The 26,789-nt window shown below is 31.8% G+C and carries 26 protein-coding genes and 1 other RNA gene; 14 read left to right on the plus strand and 13 right to left on the minus strand.

From position 1 onward, the window contains the following. Positions 1–81: 81 nt before the first annotated feature. Positions 82–573, minus strand: coding sequence for a hypothetical protein (locus tag AC3VI6_RS12495; protein ID WP_497706437.1), 492 nt, complete (start codon positions 571–573; stop codon positions 82–84). A 98-nt stretch (positions 574–671) separates the two neighbouring features. Between AC3VI6_RS12495 and AC3VI6_RS12500 the strand changes: the two genes are divergently transcribed. Continuing rightward, positions 672–1,595, plus strand: a complete 924-nt coding sequence (locus AC3VI6_RS12500; RefSeq protein ID WP_497706438.1) for a tyrosine recombinase — start codon at positions 672–674, stop codon at positions 1,593–1,595. A gap of 20 nt (positions 1,596–1,615) precedes the next feature. Here AC3VI6_RS12500 and ffs read toward each other — a convergent pair. Beyond that, positions 1,616–1,714: signal recognition particle sRNA small type (gene ffs, locus AC3VI6_RS12505), an RNA gene on the minus strand. 175 nt (positions 1,715–1,889) lie between these two features. Between ffs and AC3VI6_RS12510 the strand changes: the two genes are divergently transcribed. The 4 genes from AC3VI6_RS12510 to AC3VI6_RS12525 all read left to right on the plus strand — a co-directional run bounded on the left by AC3VI6_RS12510 (position 1,890) and on the right by AC3VI6_RS12525 (position 7,015). Further along, a complete protein-coding gene (locus AC3VI6_RS12510; protein WP_497706439.1) occupies positions 1,890–2,411 on the plus strand; it encodes a DUF4199 domain-containing protein in 522 nt (173 codons plus the stop codon). Between the two features lie 78 nt (positions 2,412–2,489). Beyond that, positions 2,490–3,446 (plus strand): glycosyltransferase family 2 protein, encoded by a 957-nt coding sequence (locus tag AC3VI6_RS12515; RefSeq protein ID WP_497706440.1) that lies wholly within the window; start codon positions 2,490–2,492, stop codon positions 3,444–3,446. A 33-nt stretch (positions 3,447–3,479) separates the two neighbouring features. Then, on the plus strand, positions 3,480–5,189 hold the full coding sequence (locus tag AC3VI6_RS12520) for a phospho-sugar mutase (protein ID WP_497706441.1): 1,710 nt from the start codon (positions 3,480–3,482) through the stop codon (positions 5,187–5,189). Continuing rightward, on the plus strand, positions 5,189–7,015 hold the full coding sequence (locus AC3VI6_RS12525; RefSeq protein ID WP_497706442.1) for an ABC transporter ATP-binding protein: 1,827 nt from the start codon (positions 5,189–5,191) through the stop codon (positions 7,013–7,015). Before AC3VI6_RS12520 ends, AC3VI6_RS12525 begins: the two co-directional genes overlap by 1 nt. Positions 7,016–7,049: 34 nt before the next feature. Here AC3VI6_RS12525 and AC3VI6_RS12530 read toward each other — a convergent pair whose 3' ends face one another. Genes AC3VI6_RS12530 through AC3VI6_RS12555 form a run of 6 tightly spaced genes read right to left on the minus strand, consistent with a single transcriptional unit; the run spans position 7,050 to position 12,744 of the window. Continuing rightward, positions 7,050–8,477 (minus strand): CCA tRNA nucleotidyltransferase, encoded by a 1,428-nt coding sequence (locus AC3VI6_RS12530; protein ID WP_497706443.1) that lies wholly within the window; start codon positions 8,475–8,477, stop codon positions 7,050–7,052. Between the two features lie 4 nt (positions 8,478–8,481). Next, positions 8,482–9,033, minus strand: a complete 552-nt coding sequence (locus tag AC3VI6_RS12535; protein ID WP_497706444.1) for an L-threonylcarbamoyladenylate synthase — start codon at positions 9,031–9,033, stop codon at positions 8,482–8,484. After that, on the minus strand, positions 9,023–9,985 hold the full coding sequence (locus AC3VI6_RS12540; RefSeq protein WP_497706445.1) for a stealth family protein: 963 nt from the start codon (positions 9,983–9,985) through the stop codon (positions 9,023–9,025). Before AC3VI6_RS12540 ends, AC3VI6_RS12535 begins: the two co-directional genes overlap by 11 nt. Positions 9,986–10,041: 56 nt before the next feature. Next, positions 10,042–11,001: a stealth family protein gene (locus AC3VI6_RS12545; protein ID WP_497706446.1), complete on the minus strand. Its 960-nt coding sequence runs from the start codon at positions 10,999–11,001 to the stop codon at positions 10,042–10,044. 8 nt (positions 11,002–11,009) lie between these two features. After that, complete coding sequence (locus tag AC3VI6_RS12550) at positions 11,010–11,912, minus strand: ATP-grasp fold amidoligase family protein (protein WP_520436301.1); 903 nt, start codon at positions 11,910–11,912, stop codon at positions 11,010–11,012. A 16-nt stretch (positions 11,913–11,928) separates the two neighbouring features. Continuing rightward, positions 11,929–12,744 (minus strand): 2,3,4,5-tetrahydropyridine-2,6-dicarboxylate N-succinyltransferase, encoded by an 816-nt coding sequence (locus tag AC3VI6_RS12555; RefSeq protein ID WP_435254780.1) that lies wholly within the window; start codon positions 12,742–12,744, stop codon positions 11,929–11,931. 119 nt (positions 12,745–12,863) lie between these two features. Here AC3VI6_RS12555 and ruvX point away from each other — a divergent pair, with 119 nt between their 5' ends. The 7 genes from ruvX to AC3VI6_RS12590 all read left to right on the plus strand — a co-directional run bounded on the left by ruvX (position 12,864) and on the right by AC3VI6_RS12590 (position 17,932). Then, a complete protein-coding gene (gene ruvX / locus AC3VI6_RS12560) occupies positions 12,864–13,274 on the plus strand; it encodes a Holliday junction resolvase RuvX (RefSeq protein ID WP_299001870.1) in 411 nt (136 codons plus the stop codon). Positions 13,275–13,331: 57 nt separating this feature from the next. Continuing rightward, the gene (gene def / locus AC3VI6_RS12565; RefSeq protein WP_497706448.1) at positions 13,332–13,916 is read left to right on the plus strand and encodes a peptide deformylase; all 585 of its coding nucleotides are present in this window, start codon (positions 13,332–13,334) and stop codon (positions 13,914–13,916) included. Positions 13,917–13,945: 29 nt separating this feature from the next. Beyond that, on the plus strand, positions 13,946–14,368 hold the full coding sequence (locus AC3VI6_RS12570; protein ID WP_299001866.1) for a DUF5606 family protein: 423 nt from the start codon (positions 13,946–13,948) through the stop codon (positions 14,366–14,368). Between the two features lie 3 nt (positions 14,369–14,371). Next, entirely contained in the window at positions 14,372–15,151 is a 780-nt protein-coding gene (mazG, locus tag AC3VI6_RS12575) for a nucleoside triphosphate pyrophosphohydrolase (RefSeq protein WP_497706449.1), read from the plus strand. Positions 15,152–15,346: 195 nt separating this feature from the next. Continuing rightward, positions 15,347–16,072: a (S)-benzoin forming benzil reductase gene (locus AC3VI6_RS12580; protein ID WP_497706450.1), complete on the plus strand. Its 726-nt coding sequence runs from the start codon at positions 15,347–15,349 to the stop codon at positions 16,070–16,072. A gap of 112 nt (positions 16,073–16,184) precedes the next feature. Continuing rightward, positions 16,185–17,285 carry a GmrSD restriction endonuclease domain-containing protein gene (locus tag AC3VI6_RS12585; protein ID WP_497706451.1) on the plus strand — a complete coding sequence of 367 codons (1,101 nt, stop codon included), beginning with the start codon at positions 16,185–16,187 and terminating at the stop codon, positions 17,283–17,285. A 2-nt stretch (positions 17,286–17,287) separates the two neighbouring features. Beyond that, positions 17,288–17,932, plus strand: coding sequence for an MAE_28990/MAE_18760 family HEPN-like nuclease (locus tag AC3VI6_RS12590; RefSeq protein ID WP_497706452.1), 645 nt, complete (start codon positions 17,288–17,290; stop codon positions 17,930–17,932). Positions 17,933–17,993: 61 nt separating this feature from the next. Here the strand turns inward: AC3VI6_RS12590 and priA are convergent, their stop codons facing one another. The 3 genes from priA to AC3VI6_RS12605 all read right to left on the minus strand — a co-directional run bounded on the left by priA (position 17,994) and on the right by AC3VI6_RS12605 (position 21,447). Continuing rightward, positions 17,994–20,441 (minus strand): replication restart helicase PriA, encoded by a 2,448-nt coding sequence (gene priA / locus AC3VI6_RS12595; protein ID WP_497706453.1) that lies wholly within the window; start codon positions 20,439–20,441, stop codon positions 17,994–17,996. Positions 20,442–20,661: 220 nt separating this feature from the next. Then, a complete protein-coding gene (locus tag AC3VI6_RS12600) occupies positions 20,662–20,883 on the minus strand; it encodes a VF530 family protein (RefSeq protein ID WP_497706454.1) in 222 nt (73 codons plus the stop codon). Positions 20,884–20,901: 18 nt separating this feature from the next. Next, positions 20,902–21,447, minus strand: a complete 546-nt coding sequence (locus AC3VI6_RS12605; RefSeq protein ID WP_497706455.1) for a TlpA family protein disulfide reductase — start codon at positions 21,445–21,447, stop codon at positions 20,902–20,904. Positions 21,448–21,667: 220 nt separating this feature from the next. On the opposite strand from AC3VI6_RS12605, the gene gcvT reads away from it, so the two are divergent. Beyond that, on the plus strand, positions 21,668–22,750 hold the full coding sequence (gene gcvT / locus AC3VI6_RS12610) for a glycine cleavage system aminomethyltransferase GcvT (RefSeq protein ID WP_497706456.1): 1,083 nt from the start codon (positions 21,668–21,670) through the stop codon (positions 22,748–22,750). 62 nt (positions 22,751–22,812) lie between these two features. Here gcvT and AC3VI6_RS12615 read toward each other — a convergent pair whose 3' ends face one another. Further along, a complete protein-coding gene (locus tag AC3VI6_RS12615; protein ID WP_497706457.1) occupies positions 22,813–23,247 on the minus strand; it encodes a hypothetical protein in 435 nt (144 codons plus the stop codon). Positions 23,248–23,387: 140 nt separating this feature from the next. Then, the gene (gene lon / locus AC3VI6_RS12620) at positions 23,388–25,844 is read right to left on the minus strand and encodes an endopeptidase La (protein ID WP_497706458.1); all 2,457 of its coding nucleotides are present in this window, start codon (positions 25,842–25,844) and stop codon (positions 23,388–23,390) included. 228 nt (positions 25,845–26,072) lie between these two features. Between lon and AC3VI6_RS12625 the strand changes: the two genes are divergently transcribed. Beyond that, entirely contained in the window at positions 26,073–26,759 is a 687-nt protein-coding gene (locus tag AC3VI6_RS12625; protein WP_435254771.1) for a tetratricopeptide repeat protein, read from the plus strand. Positions 26,760–26,789 lie beyond the last annotated feature (30 nt).

Below are 26,789 nucleotides of genomic sequence, written 5' to 3' on the forward strand. Positions count from 1 at the left end.
TAAAAATAGCTTTTTTAACTTTTTAGCATAAAAAAAGGAAGCAAAATTGCTTCCTTTTTAAAGTTTATTTTAAGGTACTCCTTAGAAATATAAAGCAAATCCTACAAGTCCTTGGAATACACCATCTTGATCATCTAAACCTACATTATATCTAAGGGCTGGTTTTAAACTTACATTTTCTCCTAAAAACCAAGCATAACCTGCTTGTAATCCTAACCATTTTAAATCACTGCTAGTGTTTCCAGTAAAATCTACACTCACAGGAAACTGACTTCCTATGTAATATTCTGCTCCAATCTTATATACAAAAGCATCAGCAAAACCATCATCTCCATAACCAAGACCAGCTTTAACAGCTAAATCATCAGCTACAAAATAACCACCATCTAAACCTATACTCCATGATGTATTTCCGTTTGATGTTGCTAAAGAGAAAGATGTATTTCCTGTAGTTGCTGAGCCTGTATTAGCTTCAATAACCCACTTTCCTTTTGCTGTTTGCCCGTTAGCCTCTTGTGCATTAGCTGTAAAACCTGCAGCTACCATAGCAATTACTAATAATAATTTTTTCATAATTTTTAAATTTATAATTTTAAGTTTGTGCCACAAAAGTAAACTAATTTTTCATTTTTTAATATTTTTTTTTTACAAAATCTCACAACTATACAGTAATGTCTTGGGAACAAACAATATCTGATTATACTAACTTTTTAAAAATTGAAAGAGGTCTTTCTAAAAACTCGATAGACAGCTATAAAAGAGATATAAATAAGCTTTCTTTGTTTGTAGAAAATCTAGAAAACGCTCCTTCTCCAATTCATATAACTACAGAAACTATTCAACAGTTCATTTATGAAACTAGTAAAAGTATCAATGCTCGTAGTCAAGCTCGATTAATTTCTGGTCTTCGTAGTTTTTTTGATTATTTAGTTTTTGAAGATTATCGAAAAGACAACCCAACCGATTTAATTGAAAGCCCGAACATTACGAGAAAACTTCCTGATACGTTAGAAAAAGAAGATGTAGATGAGTTAATTGCTGCTATCGATTTAAGTCACCCTCAAGGAGAACGCAATAAAACTATTATAGAAACTATTTACAGTTGCGGACTCCGTGTAAGTGAGTTAATCAATTTACAACTCTCTGATTTATTTTTTGATGAGGGCTATATTCAAGTTCTTGGAAAAGGAAATAAATACCGTTTTGTACCTATTCATATTACCACTATTCATCGATTGAACTTCTATATTAATGAAATCAGATCTCAAATAACTCCTAAAAAGGAAGATGAAGACACTGTTTTTCTAAATAGAAGAGGTAATAAGCTAACCCGTCAAATGATTTTTATTATTTTAAAAGAATTAGCTCAAAAAATCAATCTTAAAACAAGTATTGGTTCACACACATTACGACACTCTTTTGCTACTTATTTACTAAAAAACGGAGCAGATTTACGTGTTATCCAACAATTATTAGGTCACGAAAGTATTACGACTACCGAAATTTATGTCCATTTAGACAATAGTTACCTTAAAGAAGTGGTTGAGTTACATCACCCTAGAAGTGGTTTTAATTTAAATGAAGATGGAAAATAAACGAAAGTTTTGGGTACAAAAAAAGGCAAGCTACCTACATCACACCGCTACGACCTAATACCCTTGCTGCGTTCCCGCCCTGGGGGATTCAAAGGGAGCTGGTTGTGTAGGACTTGCCGATGCAAATTTACAACCATTTTTCCGTAAAAAACAACAAAATTTGCATAAAAAATCTGTAACATTTCTAAGTTTTTGAATACTAATAGGTTGTTGCTTTTATTTTTTGCTTTTAGCAGTATTAAATAAACGTAACATTAAAAAGAATATATTTGTATCACTAACTAAAATTACACAATGGAAAATCAAGCAAACAGCAAAAGCACAATTTTAAACTACGGATTATATCTAGGTATTATTGGAGTTTTTATTCATTTAGCTTTTTATGCAACAGGTACCTTAATTAAATTTGGATGGTTAAATGGAATCATTAGCTTTGTAGCAATGGTTGCTATCATCATTTTAGGAATCAAAAAATTTAAAACCGATAATGACGGGTTTTTAACCTTTGGACAAGCTTTAAAAGTAGGAGTTGGTATTGCTGTTATTAGCGCTGTAATTACTAGCGTTTACACATTATTATTTACAAATGTTATTGAGCCAGATTTTCAAACTCAAATGATGGAAGTACAAAAACAAGCATGGTTAGATGCAGGTATGAACGATGAACAAATTGAAGCTTCAGAAGCTATGGCTGAAAAATTTAGTAGCCCTGTAATAACTATTCCGGTGTCTTTAGTTGTTTCAGCTTTCTTCGGATTTATCATTTCTGCAATTGGAGGCGCTATCATGAAAAAAACAGAAGAAGAACAATATTAAAACATAGTTTAAACAGGTTAAAGTTTTACATAAAAGTAATACTTCGTAACTTTACCTGATAAATTTTGAACTAATTATATGGATATATCGGTAGTAATACCTCTTCTTAACGAAGAAGAGTCTTTACACGAATTACACGATTGGATTGGAAACGTCATGCAATCCAATCAGTTTTTATACGAACTCATTTTTATAGATGATGGTAGCACAGATACTTCTTGGAGTGTTATTGAAGAGTTATCAGCTAAAAACAAATCAGTTAAAGGAATTCGTTTTCAAAAAAACTACGGAAAATCTCAAGCGTTAGATGCTGGTTTTGGTATAGCACAAGGGCAAGTGGTTATTACCATGGATGCTGACTTACAAGACAGTCCAGATGAAATTCCTGAATTATATAAACTCATTACAGAAGACAACTTCGATTTAATTTCTGGTTGGAAGAAGAAGCGCTACGACAATGTTGTAACCAAAAATATTCCTTCAAAGTTATTCAATTGGGCGGCTCGTAAAACATCAGGGTTAAAATTACACGATTTTAATTGTGGATTAAAAGCTTATAAAAATGAAGTGGTAAAAGCGGTAAAAGTAAGTGGTGAAATGCACCGTTACATTCCTGTTTTAGCTAAAAATGAAGGTTTTAATCGTATTGATGAAAAAGTAGTACAACACCAAGCTCGTAAATACGGAGTTACCAAGTTTGGTATGGATCGTTTTGTAAACGGTTTTTTAGATTTAATTACTATTTCCTTTTTATCTAAGTTTGGTAAGCGCCCTATGCACTTTTTTGGTTTATGGGGAACCTTAATGTTTATTTTCGGATTCTTGTCTGCTTTTTTTATTGGAGTGATGAAAATTTACCACCTTACTGTGGGAGTAAAAGCAATACTAGTTACAAATAACCCTTGGTTTTACATAGCCTTAACTTCTATGATTTTAGGAACTCTTATGTTTTTAGCAGGATTCTTAGGTGAGCTAATAATTAAGAGCAATCCACAACAAAAACATTACAAAATTAAAGACCAACTGAATTTTTAAACTCGTACCTTTGTACGTTTTTTAATTTGATACATGAAAGAGATTTTAAACAACGCTAAACAGTGGCTTTCTGACGCTTTCGATTCGGAAACACAACAAGAAATTCAGCAATTAATTGACGCTAATGCTGAGGATTTAGCTGATCGTTTTTATAAAAATTTAGAATTCGGAACTGGTGGAATGCGCGGAATTGTAGGCGCAGGTACCAACCGAATTAACAAATATACTTTAGGTAAAGCAACTCAAGGCTTAAGTAATTATTTACACAAAACATATCCTGATAAAACATTAAAAGTAGCTATCGGTTACGATTGTCGCCACGACAGTGAATGGCTAGCTAAAGTGGTTGCGAATGTTTTATCAGCAAACAACATTCAAGTGTTTTTGTTTGAAGATATGCGCCCTACTCCAGAGTTATCTTTTGCGGTAAATTACTTAGGATGTGATGCTGGAATCGTATTAACCGCTTCACACAATCCACCAGAATATAACGGATATAAAGTATATTGGAATGATGGTGGACAAATTGTTCCTCCACAAGATACTGAAATTATCGACGAAGTAAACTCATTAGACTTTTCTGAAATTAATTTCAATGCAAAAGAAGAATTGATAACTTCTATCGGAAGCGAAATAGATGAAGCATTTTGGAAAGCTTCTTTAGCAAATGGAACTTTTGATATCAAAGGTCGTGAAGACTTAAAAATTGTTTTTACTTCGTTACACGGAACCTCTATCAAGTTAATTCCTGAAGTTTTAAAACGTGCAGGTTATACTCAAGTTCATATTGTTGAAGAACAAGCTATTCCTGATGGTGATTTCTCTACGGTAGAATCTCCAAATCCTGAAGAACCAGCAGCTCTTAAAATGGCGGTAGATTTAGCTAATAAAATTGACGCTGATATCGTATTGGGAACCGATCCTGATTCAGACAGAATTGGAATTGCTGTTAGAGATATAGAAGGGAACATGACCTTGTTAAACGGAAATCAAACCATGAGTATGATGACCGATTTCTTAATCAATGATTGGAAAAAACAAGGAAAACTAAACGGAAAGCAATTTGTAGGCTCTACAATTGTTTCTACCAATTTAGTGAATGAAATAGCCGATTCATACGGGGTTGAAACCAAAGTTGGTTTAACTGGTTTTAAATGGATTGCTAAAATGATTAAAGACCACCCTGAACTTGATTTTATTGGTGGTGGTGAAGAAAGTTTCGGTTATATGGTAGGCGATTTTGTGCGCGATAAAGATGCGGTTACCTCTGCCCTACTAGCTTGTGAAATCGCTGCTGATGCAAAAGCTAATAACAGTTCTTTCTATAAAGAATTATTAAACTTATATACACGTCATCATTTATATAAAGAACATTTAATTTCTTTAGTAAAAAAAGGAATGGACGGTGCACAACAAATCAAACAAATGATGGTTGATTTACGCAACAATCCTTTAATTGAAATCGACGGTTCTAAAGTTGAATTCTTGTATGATTATCAATCTTCAACAAGAAAAAACTTAATCACTGGTAAAGAAATAACAATAGACATTCCTAAATCGAATGTATTAATCTATCACACAGAAGACGGAACTAAAATTGCGGCACGCCCAAGTGGTACAGAACCAAAAATCAAATTCTATTTTAGTGTAAAAACTAAATTAAACACTATTAATGAATTTATTCAAGTAGAAAATGATTTAGACGCTAAAATCCAACGTATTATTAAAGATTTAAACTTATAATGAATTACTTTAAAAAGATTATTAAATATGCCATTCCCTACAAAAAGTATGGTTTATTAAATGTACTATTTAATATCTTGTATGCTTTTTTTTCTACTCTTTCTTTTTTAGCATTAATACCAATGCTAGATGTTATTTTTAAACCTGATTCTCCTAAAGTTACTGTAAAACCAGTATTTGAAGGTGTTTCAAAAATAATCGAGTATTTTAAAGAAACTATATCTTTTTATATATACCAAGTTGCTGGTGATGATAAAGCTAAGGCATTAATGCTTGTTGTTGGTTTAGTTATTATTACTTTCTTTTTTAAAAATATTTTTAATTACTTAGCAATGTATTTTATTACATTTTTAAGAAATGGAGTTTTAAAAGACATTAGAAACGAACTGTATAAAAAAACAATTGAGCTACCTCTTGCTTATTTTTCAGAAAAAAGAAAAGGCGATACTATGGCAAGAATTGGTACAGATGTATTAGAAATACAACATTCTTTTTTATCTATTTTAGAAATGTTGGTACGAGAACCATTAACCATCGTTTTTACCATTGTAGCTATGGTTGCTATTAGCTTTAAACTAACGCTTTTTGTTTTTATTTTCATCCCTCTTTCTGGGTATATCATTTCTTTAATAGGTAAAAGTTTAAAGCGAAAATCAGATAATGTACAAAAAGAGCAAGGGTATTTTTTATCATTATTAGAAGAAACTTTAGGCGGACTGAAAGTTATTAAAGGATTTACTGCTGAAAAAGAATTTCAGCAAAAGTTTGAAGACTCAACCAATCGATTCTATCACTATTCTAACACGTTATTAAACAGAACGAACTTAGCAAGTCCTGCAAGTGAATTTTTAGGAATTGGAGTTATTGCGGTGCTACTTTGGTATGGAGGTCAGTTAGTTATTACAGATGGTTCTTTAGATGGTGAAGATTTTATTGCTTATATGGGATTAGCCTACAATATTTTAACTCCTGCTAAAGCTATATCTAAAGCAAGTTACAATGTAAAAAGAGGAAATGCAGCTGCAGAACGTATTTTAGAAATTTTAGAAACTAAAAACCCTCTTGAAGATATTGAAAATGCAGTTGATAAGAAAACTTTCGATACCGAAATCACAATAAATAATATCTCTTTTAAATACGAAGACAATTACGTTTTAAAAGATTTTTCTTTATCCATTCCTAAAGGAAAAATGGTAGCTTTAGTTGGACAATCAGGAAGTGGAAAATCAACCATAGCAAACCTATTAACTCGTTTTTATGATGTAAATGAAGGAGCAATCCTAATTGATGGAACAGATATCAAAAACATCAAAAAACATTCACTACGCCAATTAGAAGGACTGGTTACTCAAGACTCTATTTTGTTTAACGATACCGTAAAAAACAATATTACTTTAGGAATTGAAGGTAAAAGCGACGAAGAAATTATGGACGCAGCAAAAATTGCCAATGCTCATGAGTTCATTAAAGACTTACCTAATGGTTATGATACTAATATTGGTGATAGCGGAAATAAACTTTCAGGCGGACAAAAGCAGCGTTTAAGTATTGCTCGTGCGGTTCTTAAAAACCCACCAATTATGATTTTAGATGAAGCTACTTCAGCTTTAGATACTGAATCAGAAAAATTGGTACAAGATGCATTAGAAAAAATGATGCAAAACAGAACTTCTGTAGTTATTGCGCACCGTTTGTCTACCATTCAAAAAGCAGATTTGATTGTGGTTATGCAAAAAGGAAAAATTGTAGAGCAAGGAACACACGAAGAATTGATTTCTAAAAGTGGAATTTACAAGAAACTTGTTGACATGCAGTCGATAGGATAAAAAAAGAGAAGCAAATGCTTCTCTTTTTTTATCCTTATTCTTGATTTATCTTTAATCCTAACTGCTCTCCTTTTTCAATCATAAATTGATAGGAAGCATCGTGTTCATTCGGAATTTTACCATCTAAAATAGCTTCTTTTATCGCTTCTTTTATCTGACCAATTTCTCTACAAGGTTTCAAATTAAAAGCTTCCATAATCTCTTCTCCTGTAATTGGAGGTTGAAAATTACGAACTCTATCACGTTCTTCTACCTCTTTTATTTTTTGACGAACAAGCTCAAAATTTTTATGATAACGTTTAAATTTCTTCGGATTTTTCGTCGTAATATCTGCTTCACACAATGTCATTAACGACTCAACATCATCTCCTGCATCAAAAATTAAACGGCGTACAGCAGAATCTGTTACTTCACTTGCTAAAACAATCGGACGAGAACTTAACATCACCATTTTTTGAACAAATTTCATCTTATTGTTCAACGGCATTTTTAAACGTTTGAATAACTTATACACCATCTTCGATCCCACAAATTCATGAGAATGGAACGTCCATCCTATTTTTTTGTGATAACGTTTCGTTGGTGCTTTTCCTATGTCGTGTAATAATGCTGCCCAACGAAGCCAAACATCCTCCGTATTTTCAGCAATGTTATCAACTACTTCTAAGGTATGATAAAAGTTATCTTTATGCTTTTGTCCTTCTACCTCTTCTACTCCTTTTAAAGCAATTAGTTCTGGTAGAATTCTCTCTAACAATCCCGTTTTTTCTAACAATAAAAACCCTACAGAAGGCACTGGAGATTCTATAATCTTATTCAACTCAACCACAATACGCTCACGAGTAATAATATCAATTCTCGAAGCATTTTTTGTAATTGCATTTAAAGAGTTCTCTTCTATTTCGAAATTCAACTGGCTAGCAAACCTGATGGCACGCATCATACGTAATGGATCGTCAGAATACGTAATATCAGGATCTAACGGTGTTCTGATAATTTTAGCTTCTAAATCTGCTATACCTCCAAAAGGATCCAATAACAATCCGAAATCTTCTTCATTCAAACTCAATGCTAAGGCATTAATCGTAAAATCTCGTCTGTTTTGATCGTCTTGTAAAGTTCCTTCAGAAACTTCAGGATTTCTACTCTCTTCTGAATATGATTCTTTACGAGCGCCTACAAACTCCACTTCAATATCTTGAAAACGCAACATGGCTGTTCCGTAAGTTTTAAACACTTGAACTTTTGGTTTGTTTGGTAGTAATTCGGCAACTTTTTGAGCTAACTCTATCCCACTTCCAACAGCAACCACATCCACATCTTTGGCTGCGCCTCGTTGTAAAATAAAATCACGTACGAAACCGCCAATTACGTAGCTTTCTAGTTGTAATTCTTTAGCTGCTTGGGATATATATTGAAATATTTCTGCGGAAATTGCTTCCTTAAAATATTGTTTTTGCATACAATTATTCTCTAATCACGATAACATCGTCACCTTCAATTTTTAAAATAGTTGAAGACTTCTCTGCTACTTTCTCTTGATGCAAATTTACCACATAATCTACATTCTTTAAAATTGCTTCGCTTATTTCTGAAAAAGACTTAGGTGTAGGCTCTCCACTAACGTTGGCTGAAGTAGACACAATAGGCTTTCCAAACTCTTTAATTAACTGAATACAAAACTCTTCCTTCGGAATTCGGATAGCAATCGTATTATCAGATGCAATGGTATTTGGTGCCAATCCTTTCGGATTATTATAAATAATAGTGGTTGGTTTTTCTGATGTTTTTAAAATTTCTAAAGCCTTTTCGGGAATATTATCTACATGATTTTGCAACATTTCAATAGAATCTACCAAAATAATTAGACTCTTCGATTCTTCTCTATTTTTTAATTGATAGATTTTCTCAACAGCTTCTTGGTTAGTTGCATCACAACCTAATCCCCAAACTGTATCAGTTGGGTAAAGAATTGTTTTACCAATTTTTATAATATTTATTAATTCATTAAAGTTCATTTGCAAAATTAGAATCTAATTTTTTATCTATCCATTTTAGTAAAAATCTTAATTTAGATTTACTAGCTGTTTCTAAACTTTGTAAGCACATGAAAAGAACTTTACTACCTTTTACATCTGCTTTATATATCCTTTTCAATATTTTATTCCAACCATATTTATGGGTATAAAACAACGATAACTCTCTTGTTAAAACACTACTTTTATTTTTTATTTCAACATGATTTATTAAACATTGTAACAAAAATTGATTTTCATGCCTGAATTTATGTTTTAAATTTTCTTCTAATAAATTAGGGTTGTCTTCAAAAAACTTTTTGATAGTTTTTTTTCTGAGAGGATAAGGAGTATGGTGAAAGTTATAGTATTGTTTGAAGCCAAGTAATTTAGCTGAATATTCTTTTCTATATCTATGTGCAGATAAATCCTTTTTCTTTTTAGAAAATATTCTTTTAGAAAACCTATCTTCATCGTACTTTAACCAACTCCCCCTTAAAACAGGTTTCCCATCTATAAAAAAGTCTTCAGGTTTAGTTTTATTAATTATAAAGAAATCATCATTTAAGTAGATAAAATGATCTGCTAAACCTTCAATCTTATACATTAAAGCTTCAACACCTCTATTGTTAAACGTAGGTAAGTACTTTTCATTCCCTACAAAAATATCTTTGTGGTCTATTAACTTTAAATTAATATTATTTTTATTTGCTAATTCTTTAAGATTATCAAACTTCTTGGGTTTTTGATTATCTGTTACCAAAAAAATATTTCGTACAAAAGAAGCATTTTTTACAACAGATGTTATCGAAATTTCTATTTCGTTTATGGAATTATACCTTGTGGATTCCTCTTTATTCTCCCAGTCAATTTTTTTCTCTAAGTATTGGTTTATCTTATTTCTCCATACTTCATCTGAGCTATCTACCCATAAAACTACTACATCTATATCCATTTAATACTCTTTATTTTGTAAATACTTTAAAAACTAACCTTCATTAAAAAATTATTTTATAACTCATTAGCAAAATTAGAATCTAATCTTTTATCTATCCATTTTAATAAAAACCTTAGTTTAGTATTACTCGCAGTTTCTAGATTTTGAAGACATAAAAATAATTGCTTATTCTTTTCAGCTCTATATATTTTTTTAAAAATCTTATTCCATCCATATTTATGCGTGTAAAAAAGTGATAAATCTCTTGTCAATATGCATGTCTCTTTTTTTATTTCAATGTGGTTAGCTAATACTTGTAAAAGAAATTGATCCTTATGTCTAAACTTAAATTTTATATTATGTGTTAATAATTCAGGTTTTTTCTGAAAGAATTCTTTTATAGTAGATTTTCTTAAAGGGTATGGTGTATGGTTTATGTTAAAGTAGCTATTAAATCCTAACAATTTAGCGGTATCTTCTTTTACATATCTATAACTAAATACTCTCTTCTTTTTGTGTGAATTGAATGCCTTTTTATACCATATATTTTCATCAAATTCTTGCCATTCCCCTCTTAAAACAGGATATCCCTCATTGAAAAAGTCATCTGAAGTTGTTTTATTAATTAAAAAGAAATCATCATTGAAGTAAACAAAATGTTCTGATAAATTTGGAATTCTATAAAGCATAGTCTCAATAGTTTGAGAATTGAATACAGGCAAGTACTCTTCATATTCTCTAAACAAAACTTTATGATCTACCAGTTCTAAATTTACTCCCAAACCATAAGCTTTATTTTTTAATGCAATAAAGTTTTTAGGGGTTTGATTGTCAGTTACTACATAAATGTTTTTAATAAAAGTAGCGAATTTTAGAATAGAAGTTATGGTAATTTCTATTTCATTGATAGAATTATATCTTGTTGAATCTTTTTTATTGTCCCAATCAATTTTTTTTTTCAAATATTGATTTATTTTGCTTCTCCAAGCTTTATCAGAGCTATCTACCCAAGTAATTACCGCATCAATCTTCATAAAGTAAACTATTCTTTAAAGGTAGTTATCTCTTTCCTTCCTTTTAAATCTGGAAGTTTAATCATGTCACCTATAATTTTATTGTATTTATCTGGATAAAGATCTTTTCTTGCATCTGATGGATAAAAAGTCATTTCTCCAAAAATAATTTTATTTTCTATCGAATAAAAATCTACTCGAACAAAAGGTAAACCTACTGATAACTTTTCCGATAATTCTATCATTTTATTTAAACTAGCTGGTTTTTCAATTTCTTCTTTAATAGATTCTTCTTCAGAAACATACCTAAAAGGTAATTTTTTAAAATCAAAATCATAAAAAGCTCTTTTATGATTTTCTGCTCTATCTAAATGAACTTCAAGAAATTCAGCTTTACCATTAAAACAATAGAACTTATAATCTATTAAAGAATCTCTTTCACTATTCTTTAAATACTTTTCAATAATTAATTTAGGGACAACATCTTTATAAGCCCATTCTTGACCTGTTCTATGATACTTATTATATTTTAGCCATTTCTTTGTGCTTTTTTTGATATTTTTAAAGTCAAGATCCTTTTTGTCTTTACAGATAATATTGCATGCACTAGAATGAACAGCTTTTAAAACAAACTTTTTTGGAATTTTTTCAAAATCTATTTCTTCAAAAGAGTCATAAACGCCGTATAGCTCGTTTAAATATTCTTCTCCTATTTTTTCAATTACATATTCTCTTACTGCATATTTATCTACTAATTGATTTAAAATTTTAGGGTGATAATACGCTTTTAACCATTGGAGTTTTGCATTGAATTCTATCGGATTTTTTAAATTGAGTTTTTTACCTGTAAAATGTTTATATACCACTGGTAAGTATATTCTTTCAGGTAAAAAAGTCATTTTTTTAAAGTACTTAAAAAGTATTCTGTTCATAACTTACAAATTACAATTACACAGCCACATCATACTCTCTAAGAGCATCGTTTAATGATGTTTTCTTATTCGTACTCTCTTTACGTTTACCAATAATTAAAGCACAAGGCACTTGATATTCTCCAGCAGCAAACTTCTTTGTATAACTTCCAGGAATTACCACAGAACGTGCAGGAACTACTCCTTTCATTTCTACTGGCTCATCTCCAGTTACATCAATAATTTTAGTACTCATTGTTAATACTACATTCGCTCCTAAAACCGCTTCCTTCTCTACTCGAACTCCTTCTACAACAATACAACGAGAACCAATAAAAGCTCCGTCTTCAATAATTACAGGTGCTGCTTGCAAAGGCTCAAGAACTCCACCGATTCCTACTCCACCTGATAAGTGTACGTTTTTACCAATTTGTGCACAAGAACCTACTGTCGCCCATGTATCAACCATCGTTCCTTCATCAACATATGCTCCAATATTTACATAACTAGGCATTAAAATAGTTCCTGCTGAAATATAAGCACCGTGACGTGCTACTGCATTAGGCACCACACGAATTCCTTTTGCTTCGTATCCTCTTTTTAGTGGAATTTTATCGTGATATTCAAAAATACCTGCCTCTAAGGTTTCCATTTTTTGAATTGGGAAATATAATACCACTGCTTTCTTTACCCATTCGTTAACCTGCCATCCATTTTCAGTTGGCTCAGCAACACGTAAATCTCCAGTATCTAATAAGTCTACAACTTTTCTAATTGCGGTAATTGTAGTTTCTTCTTTCAATAAATCGCGGTTATCCCACGCTTTTTCTATAATTGATTGTAATTCTGTCATTTTTAAAATATTTTTCAGCAAAAATAAAGTTGCTTTCAAGAATATACCGCGAAGATACATTTTTTAAACAGATATTCCTCCCTTGTTTAATTTAGCTACCTTTGCAAAAAACTTTTTTAATGGGCAGAATACTAGCCATAGATTTTGGAAAAAAAAGAACAGGAATTGCTGTAACTGATGAACTTCAAATTATAGCTTCGGGATTAACAACTGTTGACACTTCTGAATTGCTAACCTTTTTAAAAAACTACATACAAAAAGAAAATGTTGAACTCTTTTTGGTAGGTAAACCTAAACAAATGGACAATTCTGACAGTGAAAGTGAAGTTCTTATCCTTCCATTTCTAGAAAAACTTGAAAAAGCAATTCCTTCTATTCCTATCAAACGGGTTGATGAGCGTTTTACTTCAAAAATGGCTTTTCAAACAATGATTGATAGCGGTTTAAAGAAAAAACAACGTCAAAATAAAGCCTTAGTAGACGAAATTAGTGCTACAATTATCCTACAATCGTATTTGTACAACAAATAAATTTTCTAACACAGTGCTTTCTTTGTATTTTTGCATTCCTTAAAAATTAAAAAGTAGATGATTTTACCCATTGTTGCCTACGGAGACCCCGTATTACGTAAAGTAGGAAAAGAAATCGATAAAGATTATCCGCAGTTAGAAAAACTAATTGCCGATATGGAAGAAACTATGTACAACGCCAATGGTGTTGGTTTAGCAGCTCCTCAAATTGGAAAAGACATCCGTTTGTTTATCATCGATGCTTCTCCTTTTGCTGAAGATGAAGAATTAAGCGAAGAAGAGCGTACGGTTTTAGAAGGTTTTAAACGCGTTTTTATCAATGCTAAAATTGTTAAAGAAGAAGGTGATGAATGGGCTTTTAGTGAAGGATGTTTAAGTATTCCTTCAATAAACGAAGATGTTTTCCGTCAAGAAACCATTACTATTGAGTATCAAGATGAAAACTTTGAAAAACACACAGAAACTTTAAGCGGATTACCTGCACGTGTTTTTCAACATGAATACGATCATATTGAAGGAGTTTTGTTTACCGACAAACTTTCTTCTTTAAAGAAACGATTAATTAAAAAGAAATTAGAGAATATTTCGAAAGGAAAAGTAAATGCAGGATATCGCATGCGTTTTCCAAATGCTAAGAAATAATAAGTAGTAATACACTAAAAAATTAAGACATGGAATTTAACAAAATTATAGCTGTTACTGGTAAGCCAGGTTTATATGAAATTTTATCACAAACCAAAACTGGTGTTATCGTAAAATCAATCGTAGATGGTAAACGTTTTCCTATTACAGCGACTCACAATGTAAGTTTATTAGAAAACATCGCTATTTACACATACGAAGAAGAAGTGCCTTTAGCACGTGTATTTAAGAACATTGCTGAAAAAGCAGAAGGTAAAGAAGCGATTTCTCACAAAGAAAGTGCTGCTAAATTAACTGAGTACTTTGGTGAAGTTTTACCAGATTTTGATCAAGAGCGTGTATATGCTTCAAACATTAAAAAAGTAATTCAATGGTACAACACATTAGCGCAAGCTAATTTTGATTTTAGTACCTTAGTTGAAGCTGAAGAAACAACTGCAGAAGAAGCCTAAACCGTGAATACTCGTAAGCAACAGTTAGCCGCCTTTAATCGTTTGTTAGACATCATGGACGACCTTCGTGAGAAATGTCCGTGGGATAAAAAACAAACCTTACAAAGTCTACGTCATTTAACTATTGAAGAAACTTACGAATTAGCAGATGCTATTTTAGACAACGATTTAGAAGAAATAAAAAAAGAACTAGGCGATGTGCTTTTGCACATCGTCTTTTATGCTAAAATAGGTAGCGAAAAACAAGCTTTTGATATTGCCGACGTTGCCAATTCAATTTCAGACAAATTGATCGATCGCCATCCTCATATTTATGGTGATGTGGTTGTTGAAAATGAAGAAGAAGTAAAACAAAACTGGGAAAAACTAAAACTGAAAGAAGGGAAAAAGTCGGTTTTAGAAGGAGTTCCTAAAAGTTTACCTGCGGTAGTAAAAGCAAGCCGTATTCAAGACAAAGTTGCTGGCGTTGGTTTTGATTGGGAAGAACCGCATCAAGTGTGGAAAAAGGTTCAGGAAGAGCTTTCTGAATTGAACGACGAAATTAAAAACAACAACAAAGAGAAAATAGAAAAAGAATTTGGAGACGTACTGTTCTCCATGATTAACTACGCCCGTTTTATTGGAGTGAATCCTGAAAATGCACTGGAAAAAACCAATAAAAAATTCATCAATCGTTTTCAGTATTTAGAAGAAGTGGCTAAAAAAGAGGGAAAACAACTTTCTGACATGACCCTCGCTGAAATGGATGTGCATTGGGAGAATTCGAAGGAATTTTTCAAATAACTTCAGTTGGGAAAACTCAAAAGAGTTTTTCAAATAACTTCAATTGAGAGAATTCGAAAGATTTTTTTAAGTAACTGACTACCGTCATCCTGAATTCATTTCAGGATCTCATCAAACTTTCAAACATATTTTGTGTGATTCTGAAACAAGTTCAGAATGACGTGAACTTATATTTATTTCCTTACTTTTACTCTTATGAACATCATTATCATTACCGGAGGAAGTAAAGGAATTGGTAGAGCCTTAGCCGAAAAATACGCACAAGAAAACTACAGAGTATACTCGTTATCGAGAAGTATTGCTGATTTGCAAAATGTTACACAGGTACCTGTTGATTTATCGGATACCAAAGTAACACACAATACATTTAAAATGCTGCTAGACGAAATTAAAGAACTAGATGTTACCTCAATTACTTTAGTGAATAATGCAGGGCGCTTAGGCGTTATTTCTAACCTAGAAAATATTCCTTCGGAGGATATTGCCCAAAGTATTCATTTAAACACCACTACTCCACTTATTTTATCTAGTTTGTTTATTGAAGGGACAAAACACCTAAACTGTAAAAAACAAATCATTAGTATTTCATCTGGAGCTGCGATAAAACCGTATGAAGGTTGGAGTATTTACTGTACGTCTAAAGCTGCGATTGATATGATGACCAAAACCATTGCTGCGGAACAAAACGAGCTTACAAATGGGGTAAAATGCAATGCCATTTACCCTGGTGTGGTAGATACCAACATGCAAACCCATATTAGAAGCACCGATGAAAAAGATTTTAAAAACCTACAACGCTTTATTGATTTAAAAGAAAACGACCAGCTTTACACTCCTGAGTATGTTGCGGAAATCATTTTTACCATAGACACCCAAAACAAACTTAAAAATGGGGACATTGTGGATATTCGGAATTTTTAAAAAGTTAATTTTGATTTCAATTTACTTTCTAGTAATTTGGCTAACATAAAATATAAATCATTAAAACGGGTTCATATTCTTCAAAGAGTTAAGTATAATTAAATTTGAATTAATGTTAGAACAAGAAATTGTAGCAAAGAAAAATGAAATTAGTACAGATGGTTATCCAATGTCAATCGGTGAAATTGCTAACCTATACAGAGATAATGAAATTGATATACATCCTGAATTTCAAAGGTTTTTTCGTTGGTCAACTCTACAAAAGACAAAATTGATAGAGAGTATATTATTAGGTATCCCTATTCCATCCGTTTTTGTTTCTCAAAGAGAAGATGGCGTATGGGATGTTGTTGATGGGCTACAAAGGCTTTCAACCATTTTCGAATTTATGGGTATTCTGAGAGATGAAAATAATAATCTATTACCTCCAAGCAAATTAGTTAAAACCGACTATTTACCATCGCTTGAAAATAAATTTTGGGAAAACGAAGATACTTCTAACTCATTTACACAGGCTCAAAGAATAGCTTTCAAAAGAGAAAAACTTGATCTCAAAATTGTTAAGAAAGAAAGTGGTGAAAATGTGAAATATGAGCTTTTTCAAAGATTAAATACTCTAGGCTCTAAACTATCGGATCAAGAAGTTAGAAACTGTCTTTTAGTGATGATTAATAAAGAGTTCTACAATTGGTTACGAGAACTTTCCTTAAACGAAAACTTTTTAAATGTTCTTTCCTTACCTGAAAGAATGATAGAAGAACAATACAACATGGAATTAGCTCTTCGCTTTATTATTTTTAGACATATTGACGTTACTGAAATCAAAACTACTCAAGATTTAGGTTCATTTATTACCGATAAAATGATTGAGTATACTGAACCAGGTAAATTGGATTTGATGATTGAGAAAGATATTTTCGATAGAACTTTTAACTTCCTTAACTCAACAACCTCAGAATCAACCTTTAAAAGATTCAACCAAACAAAAGATAGGTTTGAGGGTAAATTTTTATTGTCAGCCTTTGAAGCAATTGGTGTTGGTTCTGGAACGAATATTGATTCACTAGAGAACAAAACACCTGAAGAATTTTCTGATAAATTAAAAGAAATATGGAATAATAACACTTTCACAGCAAAAACAGGAAGCGGAATAAATGTGACTTCAAGAGTACCTGTTATAATCCCATTAGGAATAGAAATGTTGAATTTTTAATTATGAAGATTCGATCAAAAGAGCAATTCTACAACATATTGTCAGATGATTTAGCATGGCGTAAAAAAGAACTGAGCACTATTCGATCAAGAGTTGACTTAGCAAAATCTAAGCAACAAAATACAGAAATACGTTCAGCAGTACTTCTTCTCTATGCTCATTGGGAAGGATTTAATAAAACAGCATGCGAGACATATCTTGAATATGTTAAACAACTTAAACTAAGCTATTCAGAACTATCATCAAACTTACTTGCATTATCTATTAAGTCAGAAATAGTTGATATGGAGTCCACTAACAATCACGAAAGACATACTAAATTTTTGGAATTTGTTCAAGGTGAATTACATAAAAGAGCAAAATGGAATCTCGATAAAGCAATTGACACAAAATCAAACTTAAACTCTGAAATTCTTAAAAATATATTATCTGTAGTTGGTATTGATTACAAAGCTTTTGAACTTAAGGAAAAATTAATCGATGAACAACTACTTAGTTCACGAAATACAATTGCTCATGGTAACTATTTATTGATTGATAAAAAAGAATATATGTCTATTCATTCAGAAATTATGACTCTGATGCAAATAATATTTGACGAACTCTCAAACCTTGTAACCTTAAAAAAATATAAAAAAAGTGCCTAGAAAAACCTATAAACAATGTCATTTGAACACTATCATATAATCTAAATAATGTTAAAACCATCTAATAAGCATCCACATCAATAATAAAGCGGATCGGTCTAAAATCTTTTACGGCTTCAAAGGTGTTTTTAATTTTTTGTAGCTGCTCTTTTGTTTTTCCTAAGGATTGTTTTGGCGGAATTTTAATCACTAAATTCTTAATATACTGGTTTCGAATACGAGAAACCGTAGGTGCTGAAGGCCCCAATACATTCTCTTTAAATACATTTTGTAAGGCTTTCGCTAACCAGTTAATACCACTATCTACCTTGGTATAATCCTTATGTTTCAGCGTAATTTTTATCAAACGATAGTACGGCGGATAATGAAACTGCCAACGATCTTGTTGTTGTTCTTGGTACATTTCAATATAATTCGTCGTAGAAACCTGCTGTAATATTTGATGATACGGGTTATAGGTTTGAATGGCTACATTTCCTTGTTTTTTAGTACGTCCTGCCCTACCCGATACTTGTACCATCAACTGAAAAGCACGTTCGTGGGCTCTAAAATCAGGGAAGTTTAGCATAGCATCTGCATTTAAGATTCCTACCAAAGAAACATTATCAAAATCCAGTCCTTTAGAAAGCATTTGTGTTCCTACCAAAATATCAATCTCTTGGGCTTCAAAAGCACCAATAATTTTCTGGTAACCATATTTCCCTCTTGTGGTATCCAAATCCATTCGTCCAATAGTATGATTCGGAAATAGTTCTTTAAGTTCCAATTCTATTTGCTCAGTTCCAAAACCTTTGGTGTCTAAGGTAGCACTTCCACAAGCCCCACAACTGTTCGGCATCGAACGTTGGTAATGGCAATAGTGACATTTTAATTCCCTTCGGAATTTATGATAAGTTAAGCTCACATCACAATTCGGACAATGCGGAGAAACTCCACAAGTAGTACACTCTACTACAGGCGAAAATCCACGTCGGTTTTGAAATAAAATTACTTGTTCTTTTTCGTCTAGGGCTTCGGTAATCATTTTCAGCAAACGATCAGAGAAATGACCTGTCATTTCCTTTTTTCGATGCTTTTCTTTAATGTCTATCAACTCAATTTTAGGTAACTGAATATTCCCAAAACGACGTTTTAATTCAATAAATCCGTATTTGTTTTGTTGTGCATTAAAGTAACTTTCTAATGACGGTGTTGCTGACCCCAACAATACTTTCGCTTGGTGTAAATGCCCTAAAACTACCGCTGCATCACGCGCATTGTACCGTGGTGATGGTTCAAATTGCTTGTACGATGTTTCGTGCTCTTCATCCACTACGATCAATCCTAAATTTGAAAAAGGTAAAAAAACTGAAGAACGTGCTCCTAAAATAATTTGGGCTTTGGGTTTGCTTTCCAACACATTATTCCACACCTCTACACGTTCGTTCATGGAATATTTAGAGTGAAATACCGAAATAAAATTTCCAAAATAGTTTTGTAAACGGGTAATAATTTGCGTAGTCAAAGCTATTTCGGGCAACAAAAACAAGACTTGCTTCCCTTCAGCAATCACTTCTTTTATCAATTTTACATAAATCTCCGTTTTTCCCGATCCTGTAACTCCGTGTAACAGACTTACATTCTGAGCTTCAAAAGAGCTCTTTATTTGTGTAAACGCTTCCTGTTGAAATTCATTAAGCTCTTTAATCTTATTCGTTTCTCCTTGATAATTGATTCGATCGGTTTGAATATGGTAAAACTCGAAAATATCTTTATCAACCAGCGCTTTTAATACCGCTGATGAAGTTCCCGATTTTTCTTCTAAATCCTTCGCTTTTATAGGCTTTTTAGACGCTGCTAATTGAAAATATGTCAACACAGCATCGCGTTGCTTTTTAGCTCTTGAGAGCTCATCTAACAACGCTTGTAAACCTTCATTTGAAGCATAATTATTATGCAAACGCACATATTTTACCAACTTAGGTTTATAGGTCTCGTAAATTTCTTCTTTAATGTATACCGCACTCTTTTCAATTAAACCGTTAATAATTGGTAGTACTGTTTTTTTACCTAAAATATCCGAAACCTGGTGAATGGTTAATTGTGAATGATGCTGTAAGGCTTCAAAAATTAAAAATTCATCATCGGTCAACATAGTTTCCTCTGTGAATTCCTCATTTTTATAAATAATGGTTTCGCTTTCTAACAAAAACGCTGACGGTAAAGCAGCTCTATATACATCACCCAACGAACACATATAATAGCTCGAAAGCCATTGCCAATGCTGTAACTGACGTTCATTTACAATAGGACGGTCATCTAAAATTTGATGAATGTCTTTGGCTTCGTATAGTTCTGGTGCAGATTGATGAATATTAAATACCAAGGCAGTATAAATCTTACTTTTTCCGAAAGAAACAGCCACACGCATTCCTTTTTTTAAAAAAGAAGCTTCCGCTTCAGTTACCATATAGGTAAATGTTTTCTGTAATGGAATCGGTAAAATAACGTCGATGAAATGTGCTGTCACTTTTTAGTGATTTTGTAACTATAATTTGCAAAACTATACTGAGAAGTCAGCTTTGTAAGGTTCTCGATACAAAATTGCATTGCAATTTCACTCGAACTGACATTCTACTAAACATAAAAATCAAAACTACACAAAAATGTGTACATTGTAAACACCAAAGCTTCTATATTTATGACTTCACCGGAATGGAAAAATAAGGTAAGAAAAAACAGGTTAACAATTAACCACTTATCATTTCTAAGTACAACTTTTCTACTTTGGCTCTTGCCCAAGGTGTTGTTCTTAAAAACTTTAAACTCGATGTATAGGTTGGATTCTTTTTAAAGACATTTATATTCAACATTTCTCCCATTTCTTCCCAACCATACTCTAGGTATAACTCTTCTAAAATTGTGGCTAGTTTTATTCCGTGAAGCGGATTATTTGGTTGTTCTTGACTCATGCTACAAAGGTAAATATTCTATTGTAGTAATTCATCTAACAAAATTCTAATTTTATCACTATTCCAATCGGCAGGTCCTTTTTTATCTACGACAATAGTTCCGTTTTTATCAATAACAAATGTCGCTGGAATGGAATTACTCACTAGTTGATCTGGTACTTTTGATAAAATATTATAGGTTGGTAAATCGTAACCTTTATCTTTATAAAAAGTATCAATAGTTGTCCAATCTTCATTACTTATAAAAACAAACGCTACCTTATCTTTATAATCATCGTATAACTTTTGAATACTTGGCATTTCAGCAACACAAGGTGGACACCAAGTAGCCCAAAAATTTACAAACACTACTTTTTCCTTTAACGAGTTAAAATCAACAGTCTCTGTATTTAATCCTTTTAATTTCCAGTTATAATCGGCTAATTCTTCTCTTTTTTCCTCAGTAATAGTTGACGGAGCAAAAGAAACTAATCGAATAAAATATACTTTAGTTGGCGGATATAACAGTAATCCTATTAAGATTACAAATATGATATTGGAAATTGTTTTTCTATTAAGTTTCATCAAATTATTTTTAAGGTAGAATTGTCGTTTCAAATACTAATACATTACAACAATTACTTTTCTTTAATCTTTTCTCAAATCTACCACTCTTAGGGAAGACAAAGAAAATATTAACAAACATTTGGGTAATATCGTTCTATAATATTAAACACATCCGTCCTTTTTGTTTGCTAATTTTTCAATACTTTAGCAACACTTTTTAAACAAACATAACTTAAGAATGAAAAATACAGCTTTATCACATGTACATGAAGCTTTAGGAGCAAAAATGGTTCCTTTTGCGGGATACAATATGCCTGTGCAATACGAAGGAGTAACTATTGAACACGAAACTGTTAGAAATGGTGTAGGTGTTTTTGATGTGAGCCATATGGGAGAGTTCTTCTTAAAAGGAGAAAATGCGTTGGCTTTAATTCAAAAAGTTTCTTCTAACGATGCTTCTAAATTAACTCCAGGAAAAGCTCAATATAGCTGTATGCCAAATAACGATGGTGGTATTATAGATGATTTAATTATTTACATGATAGCTGAAAATGAGTACATGTTAGTAGTAAATGCTTCTAATATTGAAAAGGATTGGAACTGGATTTCTCAGCATAACGATTTAAACGTTGAAATGGAAAATCGCTCTGAAGATTGGTCTTTATTAGCTATTCAAGGTCCAAAAGCAGCAGAAGCTATGCAATCGTTAACTTCTGTTGATTTATCGAATATTAAATTCTATACGTTTGAAATTACCGATTTCGCAGGAATTCCTAACGTTGTAGTTTCTGCTACAGGTTATACGGGTTCTGGTGGATTTGAAGTATATGTAAAAAATGAAGATGTTGAGCAACTTTGGAATAAGGTTTTTGAAGCTGGAAAAGATTGGGGTATTAAACCTATCGGATTAGCAGCTCGTGATACTTTACGTTTAGAAATGGGATATTGTTTATATGGTAATGATATTGACGATACTACTTCTCCTTTAGAAGCTGGTTTAGGTTGGATTACTAAATTCACCAAAGATTTTGTAAACTCTGAAGCTTTAAAAGCGCAAAAAGAAGCAGGTGTTACTCGTAAATTAGTTGCTTTTGAATTAACTGAACGTGGTGTTCCTCGTCATGATTACGAAATTGTTGATGCTGACGGAAACAATATTGGTCGTGTTACTTCAGGAACTATGAGTCCATCTTTAGGGAAAGGAATTGGTTTAGGATATGTTACTATTGAAAACTCAAAAATTGATAGCGATATTTTTATTCAAGTTCGTAAAAAACAATTAGCTGCAAAGGTGGTTAAATTACCTTTTTATAAAGGATAAAATAAAAACTCAATTAAAAAAGCAGCTCATTTGAGCTGCTTTTTTTGTTCGTATTTGTTCTCTTAAATGCTAAACAATCTATTTACTTCATCGTATGTAAGTAATTTAGAAACCGTCATCACATCTGGATCTCTGCTTACATATTGCTGAATTTGTAACAATACAATCCCATCTTCTTTAGTGTACTTTAACCAAATAACATCTCCGTTTGCTTTAATTTTGTACGGATCTCTTGGTTTTTCATCAAAACCTTTCATTATTATTTGATGTAACTTTTGCGCATCATTATCTAAATTTTTAAAAGAGAAATGTACATATTCATGAATTGGATCGTTAATGTTTTTGTAATAGAAGTTGTAAGCTTCATCTCCTACTTTTTCTAAGTAAACGTATTCTACTTTTCCTACTATTTCTGTTTTAGTAGTTTCAATAAATTCAATTTGAGAATACGATGCAATCGAAAACAAAAGTGCTGTTGCCAAAAGAAGTTTCTTCATAGTTTAAGGGTTTAAAGTTTGATTTTATTTTTAATTTTCTAAATATAACTAAAACAACAACGCCTTATACAACTAAAAAGTATTTTATCTGTTAGAATTATTTCTTCAATAAAAAAGCTCCTTTTAAAAGGAGCTTTTTACTATACTAATTTCTTAGCATTCTTAACTTTTTGCTTGGTAAGTGCAATATCAATTACCTCGCTCATGTCTGTTACGTAATGGAAGGTTAACCCTTTTAAGTAACTTTCCTTAATTTCATCAATATCTCTTTTATTATCGGCACAAAGAATTATTTCTTTAATATTAGCGCGCTTGGCAGCTAATATTTTTTCTTTAATCCCTCCTACTGGTAATACTTTTCCTCTCAATGTAATTTCACCAGTCATTGCTAATTTATTTTTCACCTTACGTTGAGTAAATACCGATACTAACGACGTTAACATAGTTATACCAGCACTTGGTCCATCTTTTGGTGTAGCTCCTTCTGGTACGTGGATATGCACATCATATTTATCTAATACTTCAGGATTAATTCCAAATTCTTCAGCATTCGATTTAATATACTTCATTGCAATGGTAGAAGATTCCTTCATTACCGTACCTAGGTTACCTGTAATAGAAAGGTTTCCTTTTCCTTTAGAAATAATCGATTCTATAAATAAAATATCTCCTCCAACACTTGTCCATGCTAAACCTGTAACTACACCAGCTACATCGTTATTTTCATATTTATCACGTTCTAAACGAGCTGGCCCTAGAATAGTTTCAATATCCTCATTGGTAAGCGTAACATTATATTCATCTTCCATAGCTATTGATTTTGCTACAAAACGAACCACTTTTGCCACTTGCTTTTCTAAACCACGAACTCCAGATTCACGAGTATATCCTTCAACAATTTTTTCTATCTGCTTTTTACCAACTACCAAGTGTTCTTTTGATAATCCGTGTTCTGTTAATTGCTTCGGAAATAAGTATTTCTTAGCTATTTCTACTTTTTCTTCAATCGTATATCCTGTTACATTGATAATTTCCATACGATCTCGTAATGCCCAGGGTATTTGATTGATATTATTCGCAGTAGCTATAAACAATACCTTAGAAAGGTCATACCCAACTTCTAAATAATTATCGTAAAAATGTGTATTTTGTTCAGGGTCTAATACTTCTAACATTGCTGAAGAAGGATCTCCTTGATGACTTTGCCCTAATTTATCAATCTCATCTAACACAAAAACCGGATTGGAAGTTTCTGCTTTTTTGATATTCTGAATTAAACGCCCTGGCATTGCCCCAATATACGTTTTACGATGACCACGAATCTCAGCTTCGTCACGTAAACCTCCTAACGACATACGAACATACTTACGTCCTAAAGCCTCTGCTACCGATTTACCTAACGATGTTTTACCAACTCCTGGAGGTCCGTATAAACAAATAATAGGCGATTTCATATCTCCACGTAGCTTTAAAACTGCTAAATGCTCAATGATACGTTCTTTTACCTCTTCTAATCCAAAATGATCTCTATCTAATATTTTTTGAGCTCTTTTTAAATCAAACTTATCCTTAGAAAACTCATTCCAAGGTAACTCTAACATTAATTCTAAATAGTTACGTTGAATGCCAAATTCAGCCATTTGGGGATTCATACGTTTTAAACGACTTAACTCTTTTTCAAAAGTTTCAGCAACTTCTTTACTCCATTTTTTCGACTTCGCTTTTAAACGCATTTCATCAAGCTCTTGCTCGTGAGAAACGCCTCCTAGCTCATCTTGAATCGTTTTTAATTGCTGATGTAAATAATACTCACGCTGTTGTTTATCTAAATCAGAACGTGTTTTCGATTGAATGTCGTTACGTAATTGTAACTTTTGAAGCTCTTTATCTAAGTTCTTTAAAGTTAATAACGCACGCTCTTTCAAGTTATCTTTTTCTAATAATACTTGCTTTTGCGATACGCTTAACTCCATATTTGATGAAATAAAATTCACCAAAAATGAACTTGATTGAATATTTTTAATTGCGAATGAAGCTTCAGATGGCAACATCGGATTTTCTTTAATAACCTCTAAAGCTAAATCCTTAATAGAATCGATAATTGCATCAAATTCTTTTTGATCGTCAATTTCACGCTCATCTACTGCTTCTTTTACCTTTGCTTTTAAATAAGGCTCTTCTTGAATAACTTCCTCAATTTCAAAACGCTTTTTACCTTGAATGATAACCGTTGTATTACCATCAGGCATTTTTAGTACACGTAAAATTTGTGCTACGACACCTGTTTGATAAATATCATCTATTCCTGGATCTTCAACTTCGCTATCTTTTTGTGCTACTACTCCTACAACCTTATCTCCCTTGTTGGCATCTTTAATAAGTTGAATAGACTTATCTCTACCTGCTGTAATAGGAATTACCACACCAGGAAATAATACAGTATTTCGTAAAGGAAGAATAGGTAATTCTTCAGGAATACTTTCTTGATTTATTAATTCTTCGTCCTCTGGCGTTAATAAAGGGATTAATTCTGAATCTTCATTAAAAACATCTTGAAGCGACAAATTGTCTAAATGTAATATTTTTGATTTGCTCATATCTTATATATTCTGTCATAGTGGCACTTTTAAATATTTTCAAAAAGAAATACCACTTTTTTAAAATCATAAATAACTAATAAACAGAAAGATAAAACCATCTAATTGCTTATCGTATTAACTATAAGTCAATTCTTATGCCATTAAAAACTATGTTTCATTTAATTTGTAACTATTTTTAATGTTAGTCGTCATATAGGTATCTTATCAACAAAAACTAATCAAAAAATGAAAACTAAACTTTTGTTCCTTTCCCTATTACTTTTAATCATTAGCTGTACTTCTAAAACAAATTCTTCTGAATTCATAGAAAAAGCTTCTGGACGTTATTATTTTAATGCTGATGAAATTATTGAAGTTACTTTTGATGAGGACAAAAAATTACGCTTAAAATGGCGTAACCAAGATTTAGAACCATTAAAAGTTGACGATACTTCTTTTTACGTTAGAGAATTAAACGAAAAACTAATTTTTAATACTGCTGAAAACAAAATAGAATTAGCCGAAAAGAGAGAACATGAGGGAGAAAAATATGTTTTTAAAAAATTAAAAAAAGGAGAAAAAACACCTAGCGAATATTTAGCTGAAGGTAATTTTAAAGCTGCTTTAGAAGGTTACAAAGCTATTAAAGAAAAGGATAGCTTAACCCCTGTTATTAGAGAGCGAAACTTAAACAGATTAGGTTATCAGTATCTTAGAAATAATGAATATGAAGCTGCTATTCATATATTTAAAATTAATATTGAATTATATCCTAATAGTTCAAATACATACGATAGCACTGGTGATGCTTATACTAAAATGAAAGATACTGCAAATGCTATTGAGTACTATAAAAAAGCATTGGCTATTAACCCTGAAAACAGAAGTTCAAAACGCGCTTTAGAAAAACTGACTTCTAAAAAAAAGGAATAAGTACTCAGAAAGAATTGGTTGTAAAAACTT

It is taken from the genome of Tenacibaculum sp. TB-56, from assembly GCF_059716275.2.